General features: G+C 37.0%; 11 protein-coding genes. 3 read left to right on the top strand and 8 right to left on the bottom strand.

Going from position 1 to position 21708, the window contains the following annotated elements; translation table 11 throughout:
* Window positions 1-20: 20 nt before the first annotated feature.
* A complete protein-coding gene (locus SD960_RS22035) occupies window positions 21-2876 on the top strand; it encodes a glycoside hydrolase family 2 protein (RefSeq protein WP_318806008.1) in 2856 nt (951 codons plus the stop codon).
* A 302-nt stretch (window positions 2877-3178) separates the two neighbouring features.
* Here SD960_RS22035 and SD960_RS22030 read toward each other — a convergent pair whose 3' ends face one another.
* The 7 genes from SD960_RS22030 to SD960_RS22000 all read right to left on the bottom strand — a co-directional run bounded on the left by SD960_RS22030 (window position 3179) and on the right by SD960_RS22000 (window position 19236).
* Window positions 3179-4516 carry a glycoside hydrolase family 88 protein gene (locus SD960_RS22030; RefSeq protein ID WP_318806007.1) on the bottom strand — a complete coding sequence of 446 codons (1338 nt, stop codon included), beginning with the start codon at window positions 4514-4516 and terminating at the stop codon, window positions 3179-3181.
* A 200-nt stretch (window positions 4517-4716) separates the two neighbouring features.
* On the bottom strand, window positions 4717-5046 hold the full coding sequence (gene rhaM / locus SD960_RS22025; RefSeq protein ID WP_318806006.1) for an L-rhamnose mutarotase: 330 nt from the start codon (window positions 5044-5046) through the stop codon (window positions 4717-4719).
* A 164-nt stretch (window positions 5047-5210) separates the two neighbouring features.
* On the bottom strand, window positions 5211-7154 hold the full coding sequence (locus tag SD960_RS22020; RefSeq protein WP_318806005.1) for a RagB/SusD family nutrient uptake outer membrane protein: 1944 nt from the start codon (window positions 7152-7154) through the stop codon (window positions 5211-5213).
* A 19-nt stretch (window positions 7155-7173) separates the two neighbouring features.
* Window positions 7174-10311: a TonB-dependent receptor gene (locus SD960_RS22015; RefSeq protein WP_318806004.1), complete on the bottom strand. Its 3138-nt coding sequence runs from the start codon at window positions 10309-10311 to the stop codon at window positions 7174-7176.
* Between the two features lie 349 nt (window positions 10312-10660).
* Window positions 10661-12511: a rhamnogalacturonan lyase gene (locus SD960_RS22010; protein ID WP_318806003.1), complete on the bottom strand. Its 1851-nt coding sequence runs from the start codon at window positions 12509-12511 to the stop codon at window positions 10661-10663.
* A gap of 239 nt (window positions 12512-12750) precedes the next feature.
* Window positions 12751-14874, bottom strand: coding sequence for a hypothetical protein (locus SD960_RS22005; RefSeq protein ID WP_318806002.1), 2124 nt, complete (start codon window positions 14872-14874; stop codon window positions 12751-12753).
* A 945-nt stretch (window positions 14875-15819) separates the two neighbouring features.
* Window positions 15820-19236: a DUF4450 domain-containing protein gene (locus SD960_RS22000; protein WP_318806001.1), complete on the bottom strand. Its 3417-nt coding sequence runs from the start codon at window positions 19234-19236 to the stop codon at window positions 15820-15822.
* Window positions 19237-19426: 190 nt separating this feature from the next.
* Between SD960_RS22000 and SD960_RS21995 the strand changes: the two genes are divergently transcribed.
* Together SD960_RS21995 and SD960_RS21990 are read left to right on the top strand one after the other, a co-directional pair.
* Window positions 19427-19576 carry a hypothetical protein gene (locus SD960_RS21995; RefSeq protein WP_318806000.1) on the top strand — a complete coding sequence of 50 codons (150 nt, stop codon included), beginning with the start codon at window positions 19427-19429 and terminating at the stop codon, window positions 19574-19576.
* A 167-nt stretch (window positions 19577-19743) separates the two neighbouring features.
* Window positions 19744-21132 (top strand): rhamnogalacturonan acetylesterase, encoded by a 1389-nt coding sequence (locus SD960_RS21990; RefSeq protein WP_318805999.1) that lies wholly within the window; start codon window positions 19744-19746, stop codon window positions 21130-21132.
* 318 nt (window positions 21133-21450) lie between these two features.
* Here the strand turns inward: SD960_RS21990 and SD960_RS21985 are convergent, their stop codons facing one another.
* On the bottom strand, window positions 21451-21627 hold the full coding sequence (locus tag SD960_RS21985; protein WP_042566514.1) for a histone H1: 177 nt from the start codon (window positions 21625-21627) through the stop codon (window positions 21451-21453).
* Between the last annotated feature and the right edge of the window lie 81 nt (window positions 21628-21708).

Genomic DNA, 21708 nt, shown 5'->3' with positions numbered 1-21708 from the left:
TCATCACATAATCAATTATTATGCTGCTAAAAACTACACTTCATACTATTACAATTGCTGCGTTTTCGCTTTTTGTAACTCAAAATTTGATCGCTCAGCAAACGGATAGAATTTACCTTTCGGGAAAAGATTTTGAACATCCTGTACAATGGGATTTTTATTGTACGGGCGGAAATAACAGCCAAAAATGGTCTAAAATAAATGTGCCATCGCAATGGGAATTAGAAGGTTTTGGCGAATATACCTACGGTCGCTGGTACAAAGAACTGAACCAAAAAGAACCAAGCAAGGAAGAAGGTTTGTACAAATATGAATTTGAAATTCCGGCAAATTATAAAGATAAAGATGTTGTTATTGCCTTTGGTGGCGCGATGACGGATACGGAAGTAAAAGTTAACGGAAAAATGGCCGGAGCGATTCACCAAGGCGGATTTTATGAATTTAAATATAATATTTCATCTTTATTAAAATTTGGTTCGAAGAATATTTTAGAAGTTCACGTTTGGAAACATTCTGCAAATAAATCAGTTAACGCGGCAGAACGTCGGGCAGATTGGTGGCTTTTTGGCGGAATTTATCGCCCGGTTTGGTTAGAAGTTTCGCCTAAAACTCATATTGAACATATTGCCGTAAATCCAAAAATGGACGGTTCAATTACGATTGATCTCAATTTAAAAAACATTCCGAAAAACACAGTTTTGGAAGTGACATTGAAAGGTTTAAAAGGTGAAAATTTCGAAACTTTTACTTTTCCGCTTAAAGCGAAAACAACAAGAGAATCCATATCTGCACAATGGAAAAACATTAAACCTTGGAATCCTGAAACTCCGAATTTATATGATTTACAGCTTGTTTTAAAACAAAACCAAAGTGTGCTTCATCAATATGATAAACGCATTGGTTTTAGAACTTTAGAGTTTAAAAAGCAGGACGGAATTTACGTCAACGGTACAAAAATCATTATGAAAGGAATTAACCGTCATTCGTTTTGGCCCGAAGGAGGAAGAAGCACCAGCAAGCGAATCAGTGAATTAGACGGAAAATTATTGAAAGATATGAATATGAATGCTGTTCGCGGGCATTATCCTCCAGACGAACATTTCTTAGACGTTTGCGATTCTCTTGGTCTTTTTGTTTTGAATGAATTGGCGGGCTGGCAAAATTCTTATGATACGGAAACAGGAACCAAATTAGTGACGGAAATGGTGACGCGCGACGTAAATCATCCGTCGGTCATTATTTGGGATAATGGTAATGAAGGCGGCTGGAATTATGATGTCGATAAAGTTTTTGCAGAAAATGATCCGCAGAAAAGAATTGTGATTCATCCGTGGGCCGATTTTAATGGCTGGGACACGCACCACTACCCGACTTATTTAACGGGAATGCATCGTTTTAATGCGGGTGAAAATGTATTTTTTCCAACGGAATTTATGCACGGAACTTACGACAATGGTCACGGAGCGGCTCTGGAAGATTTTTGGAATCGGTATAAAGAAAGTCCGCTTTTTGCAGGCGGATTTATGTGGGCGATGCTCGACGAAGCCGTAAAACGCTCTGACTGGACGGGAGATGTAAAATTTGATTCAAAAGGTTCGCTTGCCGCAGATGGAATTCTGGGACCTCATCGCGAAAGAGAAGGAAGTTATTATACAGTAAAAGAAGTCTGGGCGCCGATTCAGTTTTTGCCAAAACAGGTCACATCAGCTTTTGACGGTTCATTTTTAATTTCGAATGATTATCTTTTTAGTAATTTGAATTCCTGCAAAATGGAATTTAAAGTTTTAAAATCAGAAAATAATGTTCTTTATTCTGATGGAACTTCAAAGGAAATTGGTTCAGGAAAAATTGAAATTCCAAGTATTGACCCGGGTGAAACGCGTAAAATTCAATTTGCTGTTCCGAATAATTTTGCTGATGGTGATGTTTTGTCTATCTCTGCTTTCGATCAATTCAATAAAGAAATTTATACCTGGACATGGCCAATTCACAAAGCAAAATATTATGCTGCTAAATTTTTAGCGGTTCAAAATACCAAGACAAAATCAACAGTTACAAAAACAGGAAATGAAATTATTTTAAAAGGAAATGATGTCACGATTAGTTTGGATGCTTTGACGGGCGAAATCTCTTCAATAAAAAATAAAACTTCAATAATTCCGCTTACAAATGGCCCGAGACCAATTGGTATGAAAGCGAAATTAAAAGATTTACAGATTTCGCAGGAAGGTGAAAAAGCCATTTGTACCGTAAATTATTCCGGCGGTTTATCTTCCATAAAATGGATTATGGAGCCTGACGGAAGATTCAAAATGGAATTAATCGCCTTGAAAGATGCTTCTGGCGGAGAAGGTTTTGACGGTGCTTTTTTTGAAGATAAAATCAGCGCTTTCGGTATCACGTTTAGTTTTCCTGAAAAAGAAGTTACAGGTATTAAATGGTTTGGAAGAGGCCCTTATCACGTCTGGAAAAACAGAATTAAAGGAACAACATACGGCATTTGGGAAAAAGCCTATAACAACACCATAACGGGCGAAAGTTTCGAGAATTTAATTTATCCTGAATTTAAAGGTTATCACGCTAATGTCTTGGCCGCTAATCTAAAAGCGGGAACCTCATCGTTTAAAGTGTTCAGCGAATCTGATAATTTATTTCTGAGATTATTTACGCCTGATTTGCCTAAAAATGGTTTTCAGGGAAGTTATCCGCAGCCGCCATTTCCGGATGGTGATATTTCGTTTATGTATGAAATTCCTGCGATGCGCGATTTCAAACCTTTAGAACAACAAGGTCCACAAAGTCAGCCCACTAATATTCGTATTAAAAGTGGTGATGATGGAATTAAAATGAATTTATGGTTTGATTTTAGGGGGTAAGGCTCGAAGGTTTTTGCCACGAAGGCACTAAGGCGCAAAGGTTTTGATTTAAACTTTTGTCTATAAACTAAAGTTTACACAAAGGTTTTTTCGCAATTTGTCATTTCGACGCAGGAGAAATCTTCGCAAGTAATTCCGCAACGAGAATCCAATCTTTGTCGAGCTTCTCGCGAAGATTTCTCCTGCGTCGAAATGACAAAACAATACGCTTAAAATCATTACTTTAAAAAAAAACTTTTCGTCTTAATGCCTTCGTAGCAAAAATAAACTTTGCGCCTTAGTGCCTTCGTGGCAAAAAAAACTTAGTGCCTTTGTGGCAAAACCTGTATAGAACTATCATTAATCTCAAACCGCGTATTTTTCAAAAGCAAAATCATTTCGGCTCCAGCCAATAAAACAGGACCGTAACCATGCGCGGCGTAGAGATTTACCGGACGATAATAATAAAAAGCAGGATCAAAACCCATACCGGTTCCTACGCAGGTTCCCTCTACCTGCCCTTTTGCATTTACTTTTGAGACTACTGCATTCCACGCTAAAACAACTGCGGGCGTGTAAGCCAGTTTGTCGACATAACCGCGATTAATGGCTCTGGCAATGGCGTAAGTGTATATGGCTGTCGCCGAAGTTTCTAAATAGGTATCATTTCTATCTAATAATTGATGCCAAAAACCGGTTCCGTCCTGATATTGCAATAAACCTGCAATGTGTTTTTGAAGCTGTGCCAAAACTTGCGGATATCCGGGATGATTTTTCGGTAAAACTTCTAATAATTCTACCATTGTCATCACCGCCCAGCCATTGGCTCTGGCCCAATGAAACTCAGGATGAACCTGCATAGATTCTACCCAACCATGCATATAAATTCCTTTTTGAGAATTGAACATTCTTTGAGAAAACTGATTGACCTGCTTTACGGCATCATCATAATATTTTACATCGCCTGTATAACTGCCCATTTGCGCAAGCGCGGGTACGCTCATAAACATGTCATCTAACCAAAGTGTATTGTCCTGAGGTCGGTTTCTGGCGAGTGTTCCATCTTTTAGTCGGAATTCTTTTTCGCTTATGTATTTGATAAAATTATTTATTACGGGATCGACATTGGCATTAATTCCTGCTTTTTTGGCTTTTATAAATGCGGCACACAAAGCGCCCGCATCGTCTAAAGCTCTTGGATTTAAAACCGTATGTACGGGAGAATCTTTTAGATTTTCGGGTTTATAATTCTCCACGACATCTGCAATGAGTTTTATGCGTTTATTGGTATAATCTGCATATTGTTTATTTCCTGTTGCTTCGGTTGCTAAAAGCATTCCTGCGTAGGTTACGCCCCATTCGTAACTTGTTAACCTGAAAGCGCCGGGAGAAAATTTGATTTTTCCTTTGGCTTTTTTTAAATCTTTTACTTCTGAATTATCACTTTCATTTACAACTTTTGAAGCTGTATTTTCTTCGAGAAAAATATAAACTCTGTTTAATACATTTTCGATATTATTTTTCTCGGGAATCACGTATGGCGTTACATAATCGGGCTGCATTAAATGCAATGGCGCTGTGGCATCTGTTGTTTGGGCATTTATCGAAAAACATATTCCGAAAGTAAAAAATATTATTATTTTGGCTGGTTTATACTTCATAATTGTAGTTTGTTAAAATCCGTTGGATGTAATTATTTTAACACATAGAAACATAGATTCTCTTTGCGAAAAAAGGCATTTCACTTGTTTAAACAAACATAGTTATGTGTGGAAAATCTTGATTTTCTTTAAATCCTTTTTATTAATATTTTATTCTATGTTTCTATGTGTTGATTTTTTTTGTCATAGATTAATACGAACTAATCTAAATGAAAAACTTCTTTTAATGAAACGGCAACTGGCGAATTATCCGGATTGGTTTCCATAATATCAGCCATATAGGCCCACCATGTTTTTACTATGGGATGATTGGGCAAATACTGCTGATCAAAGTCGGGACTAATTTTTTGGACTGCAAAAAGTATCAGGGTCTCTTCATCTAAAAAAATACTATAATCCTGAATTCCCGTTTCTGAAAGTAATTTTGCTAATTCCGGCCAAATTTCGTCATGCCTTTTTTTATATTCTGCTTCAAAACCTGACTTTAATTTCATTTTAAAAGCGTTTCGAATTGTTGCGTTGTTTAGCATATTCTACTGTTTTGAGAGGTTAATTTCAAACACGAATTTCACTAATTTGCACAAATCTGGATGGTAAACTTAATTTTTGAAATTAATTTCACGAACCAATAATTAGTGGCAATTTGTGAAATTCGTGTTTGAAATCTGTGTTTGAAATTCATATTCAATAAATCTTAATAACCCGGATTCTGCATGGCATCTTTTTCTGAGGCGGTCAACGGTCTTCCGTTTGTATAAACTCCGTCAAGGAAAGTTTGTGGAATAGGACGCAGATGATGGAAATCCTGAATGTTTGGATTCGCTTCAATATTATAGGCTTTTGCTCTGGCTACTAAAGTTTTGGTTCTGCTTAAATCTTCCCAACGGTGGAATTCTCCGCAAAGTTCTCTGGTGCGTTCATTCAGTATTAAACATAACATTCGGTCGTAATCACCTGCATATCCTAACTTCGAAATTACAGCCTGATCTTCTAAAGGCAAAGCTCCAATACTGGTAATTGCCAAACTTGTAGCAGCTGTTGAAACAGGAATGTTATTTGATTCATAATAAGAATTTTCAGGAACAAAAGAAATAGGAATTCCCGCCTGACCTGTGGTTGTGTATGCTGCAGAACCATCTGTGTAAGCAGCACGATTTTCTCCCGCTTTGTATTGGGCACGAGTCCTTACGGCGTTGATATAAGGTAATGCATCCGAAAATGTAGCGCCACCTATTTGTGCCAAACGTATTTTTGCTTCTGCAGCCTGCAAATAGGTTTCTGCAGAACGCGCTAAAATAATATCACGCGAACCCTTTGTGTTACTCAAATCGATTCTGTTTCCATCTAAATGTTTGCTTAAGGACGGAAATCTTACATCGGCCATCAAACCAATATTATCTGCGGCATAGGCTACATAAACACTCGGAATTGTTTTTCCGGTTTTTACATCAACTATGGCATCTGTATTTTTAGTTTTTGCAAAACGGGTGTCACCTGCATTATTAACGATATACATGATTCCTAAATCACCGTTGTTATAATAAGTCCCGGATTTGTTATTGACAATACTTTTGGTCTGGAAACTTTTCCAGAAACGGGAATCGTTTACATGATCGTAAACATCATATACAAAATAAGTTGGCGCTAAACGGCTAAAAGGTCTTCCTCCTGCAAGATTACGTCGCATTTGCGGCAGCTGATCATAAGTGGAAAGAAAATGCAAATGCTGTTGATTTCCTCCTGTCGTTAAGGTGCTGGCATTAAATTGTGCTGATAAAATTAACTCAGGAAGTTTTTCATTTGCTCCATCTGCAACAGTATAATTCCATAACTCCACAAAATTTGAAGCCAATGGATGGTGTGCAATTACTTCATCTGATAAGGCTACCACTTGTTGTAAATCTGCGAGTTTTGTGGCTGAATTCCAGGTGTCATTTATTTCGCTGGCACGTGTTAAATAGGCTTTTGCCAAATAATGTGCTGCGGCATCTTTTGTAATTTTTGCCGGAGCGCCTGCATTACTCAATAAGTTATAGGCTTGTGTAAAATCTGCAATTACCTGTTCTAAAACTTGTTGTGGCGTAGCTCTGGTAAATTCTAATTCAACTGTAGAACTTGTGGTTAATTTTAACGGAACACCTCCATATTGATTTACTAATTTTAAATAATTAAAAGCTCTTAAAAAATAGCCTTCGCCTAAAGCTGTTTTTTTAATCGCATCGTTCGTTGATGCAATGGCTATTGAAGATTCAATTAACTGATTGGCATTTCCGATTCCGATATATAAATTATCCCAATTGGTATTGGCAGCAATTGTATTTGCATTTGATACAGTTACAAATGCCTTAAATCCTGAAGAATACGAATTCCAGATCCAGTTGGATGGATCTCCTCCTGCATGAAATTCATCTGTTCCTGATTCTGTTGCCGTAAGCGGAACTTCGGTTGCAAATTCTGCAGCAAATACCTGATAATAAGTTCCAATTGCCAAAGCCTGAATTCCGGCTTCGGTTTTATAATAATCCTGAGTATATGCTGTAGTTAATTCTTCGTCAAGAAAATCTTTGTTGCATGAACTGCTTAAAAGTAAAACAGTAACAAGCATCAAACTGATATATTGTTTTTTATAATTTTTCATAATGATTTTTTTAGTTTAATTAGAATTCTACATTTAAACCTAAAGTCACACCTCTGTTTGAAGCTGTTGTCTGCGTATCCAGATCTGTCCATTTCACTTTGGAGAAAATCATTCCCGGATTTGTCGCCTGACAGTATAATTTCATTTTAGAAATTCCCAGTTTTTGTATTAAATCCTTATCAAAATGGTAGCCTAAAGAAATGTTTCTCATTTTTAAAAATGCTCCGTTTCGATACCCCAAAACAGGAAAATAAGGGTCTCCTGTTCCGGCAGAATAAATTGGTTTTTGATACTCGGCATTTGTATTATTATCAGTGTAATAATTAATGGCTCGCTGACTTCCTTTTGCGCCTTCGTTTTCTCCTAAAGTATCATACAAATAGCCGATTCGACCATACACAAAAAAGGATAATTCGACATTTTTGTACACGAAAGTATTGGTTAAACCCACAATATATTTTGGATCTTTTGAACCAATGATAACGCGGTCATTATTGGCATCAATTTTATAATCTCCATTTTGATCAACAGGTCTGGCATTTCCAAATGAAAAAATATTGGAACCCGCTGCCGTATTAAATTTTGCCATTTCTACTGCATCTTCGGGTTTCCAGATTCCGTTTGACGCAAAACCGTAAATTACATTTTGCGATTCTCCAATAAATAAATTGTTGTTGATATCATCAAATTTTCCATTTTGAAGCGATACAATTTTACTTTGCTGATACGATCCGCTAAAATTAGAACTCCATTCAAAATCTTTTAAGCTTATGTTTATGGTGTTTAAAGTAAGTTCGACTCCGTTTCCTTCTGTTTCACCAACATTTTGATACGTATCTTTTACACCAAGAACAGTTGGAACGCTGCTTTTTAATAACAAATCTGTGGTTTTGCTGGTATAATAATCCAAGGCGCCAGAAATTCTGTTATTAAACATAGAAAAATCGATCCCGTAATTAAACTGCGAAGTCTGCTCCCAGCCCAATTGTAAATTTCCAAAAGAAGTATTATTTGTAACACCGGATCCGTTTGGATAAACGATTCCTATCAAAGGCGGCTGCGTTGCATAAGCAGGAACTGCAGCATTACCGGTAACACCAAAACCTACTCTCATTTTTAATTGATTAAGCCATGTTACATTTTCCAGAAATTTTTCTTTGTTGATCACCCACGCTACAGAAGCACTCGGAAAAAAGGCCCATCTTTTGTCTGGAGCCAATTGCGAAGCCCCGTCAAAACGACCAGAAGCTGTTAGCAAATATTTGTCGTCATAGCCATAATTTACTCTTCCCATATACGACAGTAAACCTGTATCTGTTAAACCGGAAGAATAACCTGCAAGTGTAACATTAGCAGGATTTAAGGCATTCCATTTGTTGGCAGGATTTTTTATATCATTCGCAGACATTGAACTTTGCTCATTGTGATATTCTGTCTGGCTCATTAACAAAGTGGCTCCAAAATTATGATTGCCAACTGTTTTGTTGTAAAAAATCAGATTGTCCAGCGTATACGAAATTGATCTTTCATTGTATAAAGAAGCAAAACTTGTTCCGGATCGAATGGCCGATTTTCCATCTAAATAAACGCCATCGCGATAAGACGTAATATCGGGACCAAAATTAATTCGGTATTTTAAACCATCCAGTTTAGACGAAAAAGCACCAAAATCAAACTGTGCATATAAGCTACCAAAAGCACGTAATGAAACACGCTGATCCTGCGAATATTTATCTTCATCAACAGGAGTTCTTATTGTAGAATCTCCTCCGGGATTATCGATTCGTACTCCGTTATTGTCATACGGCACCGCGTATGGAAGATTGGTACGGGCTGTAGCATAAATTCCGGTAGTAGTTGTAACGGCAGTTCTCCCCACGTTTGATTGCCCATATTCATTAACACCATAACTTGTGTTAAGGCTTACTCCCATCTGGAACCATTTTGTTGGCGTAATGTCAACACTTGCTGTACCACTGTAACGAACATAGCCTTGTCCTTTTAATGTTCCGGTATTATTGAGATATCCAAAAGAACCGTAGGCTTTCATTTTTTCAGTTCCGCCGCTTACGCCAATGGTATGCTGTTGTGTAATTCCGGTTCGGGTTACAAATTTTGTCCAGTCTGTCGTTCCAACTTTTGAGCCATCCCAGGTTGCGGTTAAATTGCCTTCGGCATCTCTCCATCCTTTTTCAATATTGGCCCACGCAGAAGGATCGGCGGAAGCCAGAAAAATTAATTTGTCATTTTCAATTGTTGGCGCATCTCCTTTTGGAAAAGCACCGGGATTGGAATAATACCTTCCCCAACGTCGAAATTCGATATATTCGGCCGAATTCATCATGGGTGCATTTTCATGAATGGTTTCGAACATGATCGAAGTATCATAATTTAAAGTAAATCTTCCGTTTTTTCCTTTTTTGGTCGTTACGATAATAACTCCGTTTGCGCCACGTGAACCATAAATAGCTGTTGCCGAAGCATCTTTTAAGACATCAATCGTTTCAATATCCGTAGGGTTCAAAAAATCGATTCCACCAGAATTCGGATCCACACTAATTTTCCCCGTACTTGAATCGGTAATCAATCTTGAATTTAACGGAATTCCGTCTACAACATACAGCGGAGCATTGGATGCAGAAATAGAACGTGCGCCACGAATAGTAACCGTACCAACCGTACCCGGGCGTTCATTTGTGGTAATATCTACTCCGGCTGCTTTTCCTTGCATTGCCTGTACAGCATTTACAACAGGCCTTGAAGCGATTTCCTCAGCGCCTACACTCACAATAGACCCTGTAAGATCCTTTTTCTTTTTTACACCATAACCAACGACAACAACTTCTTCGAGAGAATTATCCTCTTCCTTAAGGGCAACATTGTAAACATTTGAATTTCCAACAGTGATTTCCTGTTTTTTAAAACCAATAAAACTGTAAACAAGAACGGCACCCGATGCAACACTTATGGAATAACTTCCATCCATATCTGTACTTACGCCATTCGGGGTTCCTTTAATGAGGACATTAACTCCCGGAACAGGCAATCCAGTTCCGTCTGTAATTGTACCTTTAACTACTTTGTTCTGTGCAAAAGCTGATGCATGAAGGAGTGCAATCAAAGCTATAGCCAGCAGAAAACTTAATTTGTTTTTCATAAAAGTTAATTTGGTTAATTAATAGTTAGCTACTCAAATTTATCCAGAAGTAATTTTCTTACCATCCTGTAGTATCCTGTTAGTTTTCAGTATATTACAATAAATATTTAAGTTTATTTTAACCCAAAAAGTCTTCAACTAACTGATTGTCAATAGCAAACAAATCACTCAACCCTTTAATTATGAATATAAAACCAAAACAATAATTTTATTATATATATGACATTTTTACAAACAAATAATTATTAAATAAAAATCCGATCATATAAAATGATAATTATTTGATATTTCAAAAATCATTATTTCTTAACTGCCAAAAAAAAGTCCCGATTTAAATCGGGACTCATTTTTATTTCTTTAACGGAACTAAAACAATATTAGGTTTTGGTGCAGGTTTCATGCCTTTTCCCATATAAAAACTCGTATGCGGCGGCTGGTTGTAACCCACATTTTGCCACGCAATACTCAACCTGTATTGTGGATCGTGCATTAAAGTATATTGCCTGATTTGGGTTGGAATTGTGGTCGAATAAATTCGTAATTCTTTATTGTCTTCAGATCTCAAAATCAGTTCTTCCCGCCAATCTCCCAAAATATCTGCAGAAAGCGCCGGAGTCGATTTTGTCCCGTTGTTGGAAGCCGCGCCCGTTGCTGTAAATAATCTGCCAACATTATACTTATCGATATAATTTGAATTCAACAATTCTCTCGAAGAATCTCCATCCCAATAAATTAAAAAATTAGTTGATGTTGGCGCTTTTCCAATCGGTTTGCCTTTTATATCATGTAAATCCGGAGATCCAGACCACCAGCATTGCGCTCCTTTTCGGGTTGGGTCAATATTATCAGCCACGCCACGGCCCACATCTTCATTTGGTGAATCAGTAAACAAAACTTTGCCATCTGCAGCAGCGAATAAAGTGACGCCCGGGCCTGTTGTTCCGTTTTCAATTTCATGAATTCCAAATGCTTCTAAACCCGGAATATCAGGATCAAGATCAGAAACATGCAACGCATCACCGTGTCTAAAACCTGTTGTGTACAAACCTTTTCCATTGTCATCAACGCACATTGCTCCGTAGATAATTTCATCTTTTCCGTCGTTATCAACATCAGCAACCGTAAGTCCGTGATTTCCCATTCCGGAATAAGGATTTTCGGCATCTTTACTGTCAAAAACCCATCTCGAAGTGAGTTTGTTATTTTTAAAATCCCAGGCCGCCAAAACCGTTCTTCCGTAATAACCTCGGCACATCACAACGCTCGGATGAATACCATCTAAATAAGCAACACAAGCCGTAAAGCGATCCATTCTGTTTCCTTTTGTATCGTTTCCTCCGCTGCCGCCTCTTCCGCCCCAGCCTGCGAGATCACCTCTTTCTGCAATGTAATCAACCGTTGTAATCAGTTTTCCGGTTCTTCCATTAAAAACCGAAAGATATTCAGCGCCTTTTAAAATTTTTCCATAAGTGGGCGATTTTTCATCCCGATCAACCCAATCTTTTGATGCATCGCCTACTATATTATTTGCACTATCAGTTGTTCCGTCGGCCGTTTTGCAAACCAATTCAGAAATTCCATCGCCATCCAAATCATAAACCATAAACTGTGTATAATGTGCGCCTTCGCGGATGTTCTTTCCTAAATTGATTTGCCACAAAAATTTCCCATCCAAAGTATATGCCTGAAATATAGGCGGATCTGTAATTCCGGTATGCGAGTTATCATGCGCTTTTCCCGTCATGTGTACAATCAAATCATATCGTCCGTCGCCGTCTAAATCTCCCACCGAAAGGTCATTCGGAATATAACCTTCAACCGGTTTCAAAACAATCGACAAATACTCTTTCTCAGGACTTGCTGCCGGAATTGTAAAGCTTCCTTTTGCAGCCGTCTCTTTTCCTTTTAAAACCGTTTTTACAAACCAGGTATTTTCTTCTTTAGAATTTGCCTTTTCATCAACAAAATTCGTAGCTCCTAATATTGGCTTTTCATTCAGTTTGATTGCTTTTTTTGTTCCGCTTTTTCGGTATAAATTAAATGCCAGATCCTCAGGATCAGTTCCCAAAACGCGCCAGCCTATAAAAAACTGATTGTTGCTTTTTACTGCGATTACGCCACGGTCAAGGTTTTCCATTTGTCTTTGGGCAAATACCGAACCTGATGAAAGTAATAACAAGAATAGAATTGTGTTTTTCATAATTAGTTTTTTTTTTGTTGGATTGTAATGGAACGCGGATGACGCGGGTTAGGCAGATTGTCGCTGATTTTTTTGTTTTCTTTCGCTGTATTGTCATTTCGACAGAGGAGAAATCACATAACGTAACCACACAGTTCGTTGCTCTCTGGGTGCAATTTCTCGTTCCTCGAAATGACAAAACAATAAAAAAATCCGCGTTAACCCGTTTAAATCTGCGTCATCCGTGTGCCATTTCTCGATCAAAACATTTTCTTAAATCCTTCGCTCTTCACTTTCCAGGTTCCATCCTTAGGGAATCCAGGATTTTCTTCAATCGATCCGTCCCAACCGGCGCACATCATGGCGACTGCGGTTAATAATCCTCCGTTTCCGGGAAGGTATAATGTTAGTCTTTCTGCCTGATAATTATGTCCGTTTTTTAAGTACGTATTTGTTGTTACATTCATAAAAAGGGCATCAATCGCTTTCTCCGGCATTTGCAAACGAGCTGCAGACATTGCCGTCATGGGGAAATCCCATCCCCACGTTTTATCCCACGACCATGTTTTCCAAACCAAATCAAATGTATTTTTCATGATTTTTTTATCTAAAAGAGAGGTTTCAGGAAGCATTCCGAAAGTTCCCAATACAGATGGATGATCGGTTTTAAATTCCGGATTTGTGTAGGAGTCTGTCGCGCTTTCCGTAGCCAGATAAACCTGATCTGAAACGGGTAATTTTGATAATTTAGCCAAAACAGTTTCCCATTTTTCGGGTACTTTCTGATTGAGTTTTTTCTTCCATGCAATTGCTGTTTTTAAGGCCCAATTCCAATATGCCAATTCATAAGTTGGATTAAAAGTTTCCATCGCCTTAAAGCGTTCTTGCGCCGGAATTACACCCGGTCCCAAAACATAGCGATCATTTTTAGCATCATAGTTAGCAAACGAAGCCATAAAATCTGCCGTTGCAAAAACGCGTTCGCTATACAAATTCAAGGTTTTATTCGTTGGATTTGCTCTGTATATTAATTCGGCATAAGTAATAAAATGCGGCTGTTGCCAAATCAAAAATGAACCCACAGACGACGGACTTTCATTTCCATCAGGATCAGTCATTTTTTGCCATCTTGCACCTTCAAAACCTTGCCTTTTGGCTATGTTTTTTGCCTTATCAAAAACCTTTTGATACCATGGCAGGCTTTTTTCTAATAGTTCCGGTCTGTTCCAAAGTGCAAAATGAACGCCATGCCACCAATGCATTTCTAAATGCGGTTTTCCGTACCAACTGTTATATGTTAATCCTGTTTCCTGTGGCGGCACTTTTCCTGTACATTGCACTTTGGTAAGATATTGCGATAGAATAACCCGTCTTTCTAATTCATTGGCACGCTTATCTGTACTTCCCGAAAAATCTACAGCTGCACCACTTTTCCAGAATTGTTCCCAGCCTTTTATACTGCTGTTTTCAATTTCTGCGAAAGAAGAATTTGCTGCTTTTTTTTCTGCTAAAGCAAAAAGACAGCTCAATTCTAAAACATTTGTATTCGAAGCTTCCACTACAAAATAATGATCCGAAGTTTTTTTAATCTGCGCATTTCCTTTCCACATCAAATTAACGTCGTACGAAATGCTGTCCATTACGTGCGTTACAACAGCTTCATTTTTAGACTTTTCTACAAGATTACTTTTATAATCCTGTTTTCCTTCCCATTGTGTTCCCATATCAGCCCAATCTCCGGTTGGAAACGGAATTCTTAAACTAATTTTCAGGCGTTTCTGCTGCAGTAAATCTGATTTCACTTTTACACCAATCGCATCTTTTTCCTGATGAGAAGCTGTTAAAACTGTTACCGGAATTCCTTCCACTTCAAAATAACTTTCGATTGCACCCGTCCATAAATTCAGTTTTTGAGTGATCGATTTGATATCTTCGGGTTTTGCAGGACTTCCATCTTTTTTGGTGATTTCAAAACCTAAATTTCCTAATTGTAACAAATGCGGATTTTGACGAAACCAATTCACCGCTTCAACTCTTCTCGAAGGTTCTTTGATCTGAACGGTATATGAAATATCTCTCCCGTATTGTTTATAATCTCGTAAAGTTTCAGAAAACTTATAACCTTTTGTGTTCTTATAACTATCCCAACCCCACTCTGACTGCGTTCCTAACGGAATTCCGTTTTGATATTTTTTTGGGAAAGTCTGTAAACCTGTGGCGTCTACCGTAAATGCAAAAGCACCGTTTCCAACTGTTAGCGAAGCCAAAGTATCGATTGCCGTAATTTGCACGTTATGTCTTGTTACCAATGCTTTTCTGTCTATTTTTTGGGCAAACAGCGAAGTGGAAAATAGAAATAGAGTAATTAATTGATATTTTTTCATAGTTATGATTAGTTTTATGGTATAGTTTTGTCATTTCGACGGAGGAGAAATCACACTCGAAACTCTACAAAGATTGGCAACTTCTTTACGGAGTTTCTTGCGGAGATCCCTCGTTCCTGGGGGATGACAAGATTGTGGTTACATTATTTTGTGTAGTCCCTACGGGACAAATTGTTTGCGGGTATCTTTTTTTTCTACCAACATGTAGCTCCTAATGGAGCATTTATTTTCGTAACGTAAGCTTTGTCAAAGTTTTAAAGTTTGACATACATTATCTAATTAATAATTTATATATCGTCCCTCTGGGACTTTAATTCCTGTGCGTAAAATGTTTCTATAAATATATTGCTCCTCTGGAGCGTTTTACATTATCTAATTAATAATCTATATATCGTCCCTCTGGGACTTTAATTCCTGTGCATAAAATGTTTCTATAAATATATTGTTCCTCTGGAGCGTTTTACATTATCCAATTAATAATCTATATATCGTCCCTCTGGGACTTTAATACCTGCGCATAAAATGTTTCTATAAATATATTGCTCCTCTGGAGCGTTTTACATTATCCAATTAATAATTTATATATCGTCCCTCTGGGACTTTAATTCCTGTGGGTAAAATGTTTCTATAAATATATTGCTCCTCTGGAGCGTTTTACATTATCCAATTAATAATCTATATATCGTCCCTCTGGGACTTTAATTCCTGTGCATAAAATGTTCCTATAAATATATTGCTCCTCTGGAGCGTTTTACATTATCTAATTAATAATCTATATATCGTCCCTCTGGGACTTTAATTCCTGTGCATAAAATGTTTCTATAAATATATTGCTCCTCTGGAGCTTTTTTCATCACCACCTAAGCTTTGTAAAAGTTTAAAACTTTGACAAAGCTCGCCACGCATTATCTAATTATCTCATTGACACATTCTCTAATTAAAAAATTATCTAATTAAACTCAAACTCATCAAACCAATCACAACATCATTGGCGATAGTTCTCAAAGTCAGGCTTTTTAATGTCTTATTTTTATCCAAAGGCAAATCTAAAATTGTTCCTGCGCCTCCCTCAACTCCGTAATTTGAGAAACCTTTTATGGTTTTGAAATCCTTAAAATCTCTTGTAATTTCTCCTGTTTTTAAATAAATTCTCGGTGGTTTTGGAGCATCTGTTGTAAACGCCAATCCGTCGATAAAATAATCCTGTTCTATTGGCCACCAGTTTTCAGGATTTTTTAATTCTAAAACATCCGAAGTTCCATCGGTATAATTTATTTTTATTTCTCCGTTTACAATTCGGCTTTGCATGGGGTTTGTCGTTCCCGCCATCATGAAATAAGCATGAGAAGCTTTTCCGTCAAGCGGAATAGCAATACTTTCGGGAAAATTATCCCACATCGAAGTGAAGATTATATTTTTTTGATTTTCATCAGAAGGCGTTTGAAACGGAATCCCGTTTGGAGTTGTAATTTGTCCGTTTGCTTTTGCTTTTTCACGCAATCCGCTATCATCAATTTTTACCGAGACATTTGGATAACACCAATTTCCAATCCCTTGTTTTGGTAATTGCAATGTTACCGTTTTTGGTCTTGGCGAAAGATATTCATAATTAAAAATATCAGTTACTTTTGAATTGAAAAATGACGAAAGCGGAATCGTTTCTATACGCGCGGATTTATGCACAGGAATATCCCAATTTGTTTCTGTTTTATTAAGTTCCTCAGATTTAATATTCAAATCAATAGGTTCCCACCAAAAGAATTCACCTTGTTTTAATTTCACGAAAAAACTCTTATTTCCTTCTCCGTTTAAGGTCGCATGAAGCATTTTTTCTTTATTCGATATTTCTCCCAAAACAGATTGCGGGTCATAAACAGAAACGATTTGAGATTTAAAAACAATCATGTTCAAATTTTCTCCCGAAGTGTAAAATGTTTTGTGACGCATTTGCTCTATAGTGCCTCCGCGCCAGGTAACAACAATATCATGAACTTTAGCGTACGCTGTTTCTATACTGATTTTCGGATTTCCAATACTTTGAGAAATAGCTCTATAACTTGCTATTTTACCATTTACCATAATGCTTTGAATGTTTTCGAAAGGTGCATTTAAAACCAAATTCAGATTCATTTGAGTCGGAAAACGATTCTCTATATGATAGGTTTCTTTTTTATTTTCTCTTCTAAAAGAAAAAGTAATATCCGGAATCTCTAAAGAAGCTTCATTCCATTTTGAAGGAAAACCGGGTTTAATAGTTAAAACCCCTTTTAGGGCATCAGGCTGAATTCCGTAAAGACCTTCGACTAAAGTTCGTGACGCCATGCCAATTGGATCTGCAAAATCGCGGTATAATTCTCCACGAATTGCATCCTGATACAACAATTGCTCAAAACCTCCGGGAGACGCCCCCAGATACATACTTTCTATCAAAACACTTTCCCACATTTTGTAAGCTTCTTCACTTTTTCCACCTTGCCAAAAAGCCAATGAAGTATGCAATTGTTCAGCCAGCGCCACATTATTTATTGACCATGTATAAGGCTGCCAATTGGTTGTACTTATTACATACAAATCTTTTTTATCCAATCCTTCTGCTGAAATTGGAATATGCGGAATTTGTTTATCGACATAATTCAGCATCTGATAACTTTCAAAAGGATTTGATAATTCGGAATCGATTGTATGATAAATACTCCAGATTCCGGGCACATCGTGTAATAATCTATTTCCTAGCGCGTCTTTATACTCGGCAAAAATCCCTTTTTTGGGAATCCAAAGCTGATCGTTTGTAGCTTTTAAAATCTTGTCGGCTTCATTAAAAAATGGCTTTGTATCCGCCTTTATAATTTTAGCAACTTCGGCAACTGTTTTATTCGCATAATAATTATATGCCGAAGAATGAATCACGCCTCCACCGCTGTATTGTAACGCATCGCTCGCCCATATAGATGCGTATGCATCATAAAGTCCATCATTATCGGGATCAAAATTTCGTTTTTCCCAGTTTAAATGTCTTTGAATTGTGGGCCACATTTCTTTCATAAAAGCAACGTCTCCCGTCCATTTAAAATGACGCAACATCTGATCAATAAAAACCAGATTCATATCATAATGATGCGCCAAAGTATTTTTATTTGGATTACGGCTAATGTAACCGCTGCTAAACATCGAAGTTCCGATTTCCTCTTTTTGACGCGCCAGATTTTTTTCTTCATCAAAAACAACCGGACCGCTTTCTGGCATTATTACCTGCGAATTACTGTAGCTTGTAAAATGCGTTTTTGCCCTATCATGCCAACCCAAAGGATCTGCTGTATAAGCGCCACGCCACGCATTGAGATACATTCTCCACGCAATCGCACCATGAAGATAAGCCGGACTTTCCCAAATTCCGTCGGCTGCAATTGAAAGTGCTGAACCTAGTGTATTTATATAAGGATCAGGAGTTGAGACTTTAACCCTATTCGCTAAAAGTTGTGTTTCGACAACTGATTTTTCGTAAAGTGCTGCTATTGATTTTTGGGTAAAATGATCTTTTGAATCTTCTGATAAAAATAAAAAATATTGTGCTTTTTCATCAATTGAGTTTCTCTTTCCTGTAATAACGGGCAATAATTCTGCAGTAGAATTAAACAATTCCAGGGGAGAATTTTGATTGTTCGCATTGGCTAAATGCATTTGAGATTCAGGAAAAAATCCGGTTATATTTTTATTATTTCCTGTTTTTTGTTTGTTGCTTTCTGAACCATATTCCAACAAAAATGAATCTTTTTTTAAAGTGTATTTATTATTGATACAATATTCGGGTTTTAAATAAAAAACAGATTCCGGATCGGCACCAATATCACCGTCACGACTGAACTTTTTGCCTGTTGCACCGCCAAATTCCCAAATTAAATTGGTACTCTTTGACACATTTTTACCGTATATTTTTACAATAAAACCTTCTTTTTCTTTTAAAGCAACGACATCAATAAACAATTTTCCGGATCCTAAAACCAGATCCTGAATTTGATATTGCATGATTCCAAAAACATATTGTGTTTCAATTTTTGAAGCTTCGGCAATCCATTTATTCTCTTTTCCGTTTACTAAGCCAAACTTTAAATTTCCGCCCATTCCGGGCATATACATTGCAAATTCCGGCAAATCTCCTGTTTCTACCCTAAATCCTGTATTGGAGCCATAAAGTGCTCTATTGAATTTTCGTGTACCATTTTTAAGCACAAAACTATTTCCGTCCGGCACATAATGTATTTTTCGGGACGTTTGTTTTTCCTGACTAAATAATAGCGCAGAACATAACAAAAATGTGCAAATCAAAATTGAAGTGTAATGTATTTTAGTAATGGTAAGCTTCATGCACGATTGGGTGTTACTTATAATAATCATCAACTAAATCTAAATTATTTGATAATATAACTGCAATTTCTTTGTTTTTTTATATTTTACCATCCTGTACCTACCTGATTTTTATAATTTAATAATTTATAATTCGATAATATTTTAACATCATAGCACAGGATAGTATATAAAAATGGAATAGTTAGTTTTGAAATGGTTGCAGGTTGCAGGTTGCAGGTTGCAGGTTGCAGGTTGCAGGTTTCAGGTTTCAGGTTTCAGGTTTCAGGTTTCAGGTTTCAGGTTTCAGGTTTCAGGTTTCAGGTTTCAGGTTTCAGGTTTCAGGTTTCAGGTTTACTAGCTTTGTCAAAGTTTTAAACTTTGACAAAGCTTGGGCTTCACATTATCTAATTATCTAATTGACAAATTATCTCATTCATGAAATCAATTAAAATATTTTCTGTCCTTTCTCTCGCTTTATTATTTTTCAATTTTTCATCAAATCAAGACTCCAAACCAACTGTGTTTATGGTCGGAGATTCTACCGTAAAAAACGGTAAAGGCGACGGAACTGGCGGACTTTGGGGTTGGGGAGATTTTATTGGTCAGTTTTTGGATACTACAAAAGTTAGTGTAGAAAATCACGCCTTGGGCGGAACAAGCAGCAGAACTTTTCAGGATAAAGGTTTATGGACGCCGGTTTTAAACAAATTAAAAAAAGGCGATTATGTTTTGATTCAGTTTGGACATAATGACGACGGACCAATAAATGATAGTCTTCGCGCACGCGGAACGATTAAAGGCATTGGAATTGAAACACAGGAAATTGATAATATCCTGACCAAAAAACACGAAACCGTGCATACTTACGGCTGGTATATTCAGAAAATAGTTAGCGAAGCAAAATCAAAAGGGGCGATTCCGATAATTTGTTCGCCAATTCCAAGAAACGACTGGAAGGACGGAAAAGTTCCTCGTAACAATACATCGTACGGATTATGGGCAAAACAAATTGCCGAAAAAGAAAAAGTTACTTTTATTGATTTGAATAATAAAATGGCTTTGGAAATGGAAAAATTGGGTGAAGCAAAAGTAACGGGAACTTATTTCTATAAAAAAGATCATACGCATACCTCGGCAAAAGGTGCTGTACTTTCGGCTTCTGTTATTATTAATGAATTAAGGGAAAGTAAAAATTCCCTGAAAAATTATATTTTGAAAGAGACTAAGATTGTGTTTCCTCCAAAGAAAAAAGTTTTCTTAATTGGAGATTCTACCATGGCAAATAATAAAGATGAAAATGCTGTAGGCTGGGGCGTCACTTTTCCTACATTTTGCGATACCACAAGAGTTGAAGTGATTAATAAAGCACGAGGCGGACGAAGCACAAGAACTTTTGACCATGAAGGCCTTTGGAATGATGTTAAAAACCAATTACAGCCCGGAAATTTTGTCCTGATTCAGTTTGGTCATAATGATGCAGGAGCTGTTGATAAGGAAAAATTGAGAGGTTCTTTAAAAGGAAATGGAAATGAAACTCAGGAAGTTGCTCTGCCAGACGGATCAAAGGAAATCGTTCATACTTTTGGCTGGTATATGGAGAAATTTATTCGCGAAGCCAAAGAAAAAGGTGCGATTGTAATTGTATTAAGTCAAACTCCAAGAAACGAATGGCCAAACAATAAAGTTGAAAGAAGAACAGAAACTTATGGAAAGTGGTCGAAAGAAGCGGCTGATAAGGAAGGTGTTCTTTATATCGATTTAAATGAAATCGTAGCACTAAAATACGAAGCGTTAGGAAAAGAAAAAGTAAAAGCCTTTTTCCCAAAAGATCACACGCACACTGGCTTTGAAGGTGCAAAATTAAATGCGCAAACCGTTGCAGAAAGTATTAAAAAGTTAGGTTATGAGTTTTGAGTTAGGTTATGGGTCAACATTAATGTTGTAGAGAAACATTAAAAATTTTACTTCCTGATTATTTTTTAACGCAGAGATCGCAAAGGTTTTTCGCAAAGTTCACTAAGATTTAAGTTGTGTTACACAATTTAAGTCCCCAAAGCTTTGTTTCCCGAGGCTTCGGGATGTTTTTTTACCAACTTTAGTATAGTTTTCATTATTGCTCAGAGTTATGCTCATTTACGCCTAACCCCTAACCTATAACTTTTAACAAGTAACTTAAAAAAGAAAACCTCGTTTAATTGCTTAAACGAGGTTTTATCTTTTGTTCAAAAAAGATTATTTTTTTGATTCTTCGATAGAAACTTTTCTGAATTCTTTTAAAAGTTTTTCAATTTCTAAAGTTGCTTTACGAGCTCTAGGTCCAGCAGCTTTAACTCCTTTTTCAGTTAATGATTCAGCCTCTGCTTTGAATGTGTCGATTTCGGCGTTGATTTTTACTAATAGATCTTTCATGCTTATACTTGTTAAATTAAGGCGCAAAAATAAAAGTTTGCTTGAAAGATAACGCAACTTTAGTGTTAAAATTATCACTCA

The sequence above is a fragment of the Flavobacterium sp. MMLR14_040 genome (assembly GCF_033657265.1).
GTDB lineage: Bacteria > Bacteroidota > Bacteroidia > Flavobacteriales > Flavobacteriaceae > Flavobacterium.
The sequence above is the reverse complement of the archived record's forward strand: the minus strand, read 5'-3'. Positions and strand labels throughout refer to the sequence as shown.

Coding starts and splice junctions, on each gene's coding strand:
- SD960_RS22035 (WP_318806008.1), top strand. CDS start 21: ATGCTGCTAAAAACTACACTTCATACTATTACAATTGCTGCGTTTTCG.
- SD960_RS22030 (WP_318806007.1), bottom strand. CDS start 4,516: ATGAAGTATAAACCAGCCAAAATAATAATATTTTTTACTTTCGGAATA.
- rhaM (WP_318806006.1), bottom strand. CDS start 5,046: ATGCTAAACAACGCAACAATTCGAAACGCTTTTAAAATGAAATTAAAG.
- SD960_RS22020 (WP_318806005.1), bottom strand. CDS start 7,154: ATGAAAAATTATAAAAAACAATATATCAGTTTGATGCTTGTTACTGTT.
- SD960_RS22015 (WP_318806004.1), bottom strand. CDS start 10,311: ATGAAAAACAAATTAAGTTTTCTGCTGGCTATAGCTTTGATTGCACTC.
- SD960_RS22010 (WP_318806003.1), bottom strand. CDS start 12,511: ATGAAAAACACAATTCTATTCTTGTTATTACTTTCATCAGGTTCGGTA.
- SD960_RS22005 (WP_318806002.1), bottom strand. CDS start 14,874: ATGAAAAAATATCAATTAATTACTCTATTTCTATTTTCCACTTCGCTG.
- SD960_RS22000 (WP_318806001.1), bottom strand. CDS start 19,236: ATGAAGCTTACCATTACTAAAATACATTACACTTCAATTTTGATTTGC.
- SD960_RS21990 (WP_318805999.1), top strand. CDS start 19,744: ATGGTCGGAGATTCTACCGTAAAAAACGGTAAAGGCGACGGAACTGGC.
- SD960_RS21985 (WP_042566514.1), bottom strand. CDS start 21,627: ATGAAAGATCTATTAGTAAAAATCAACGCCGAAATCGACACATTCAAA.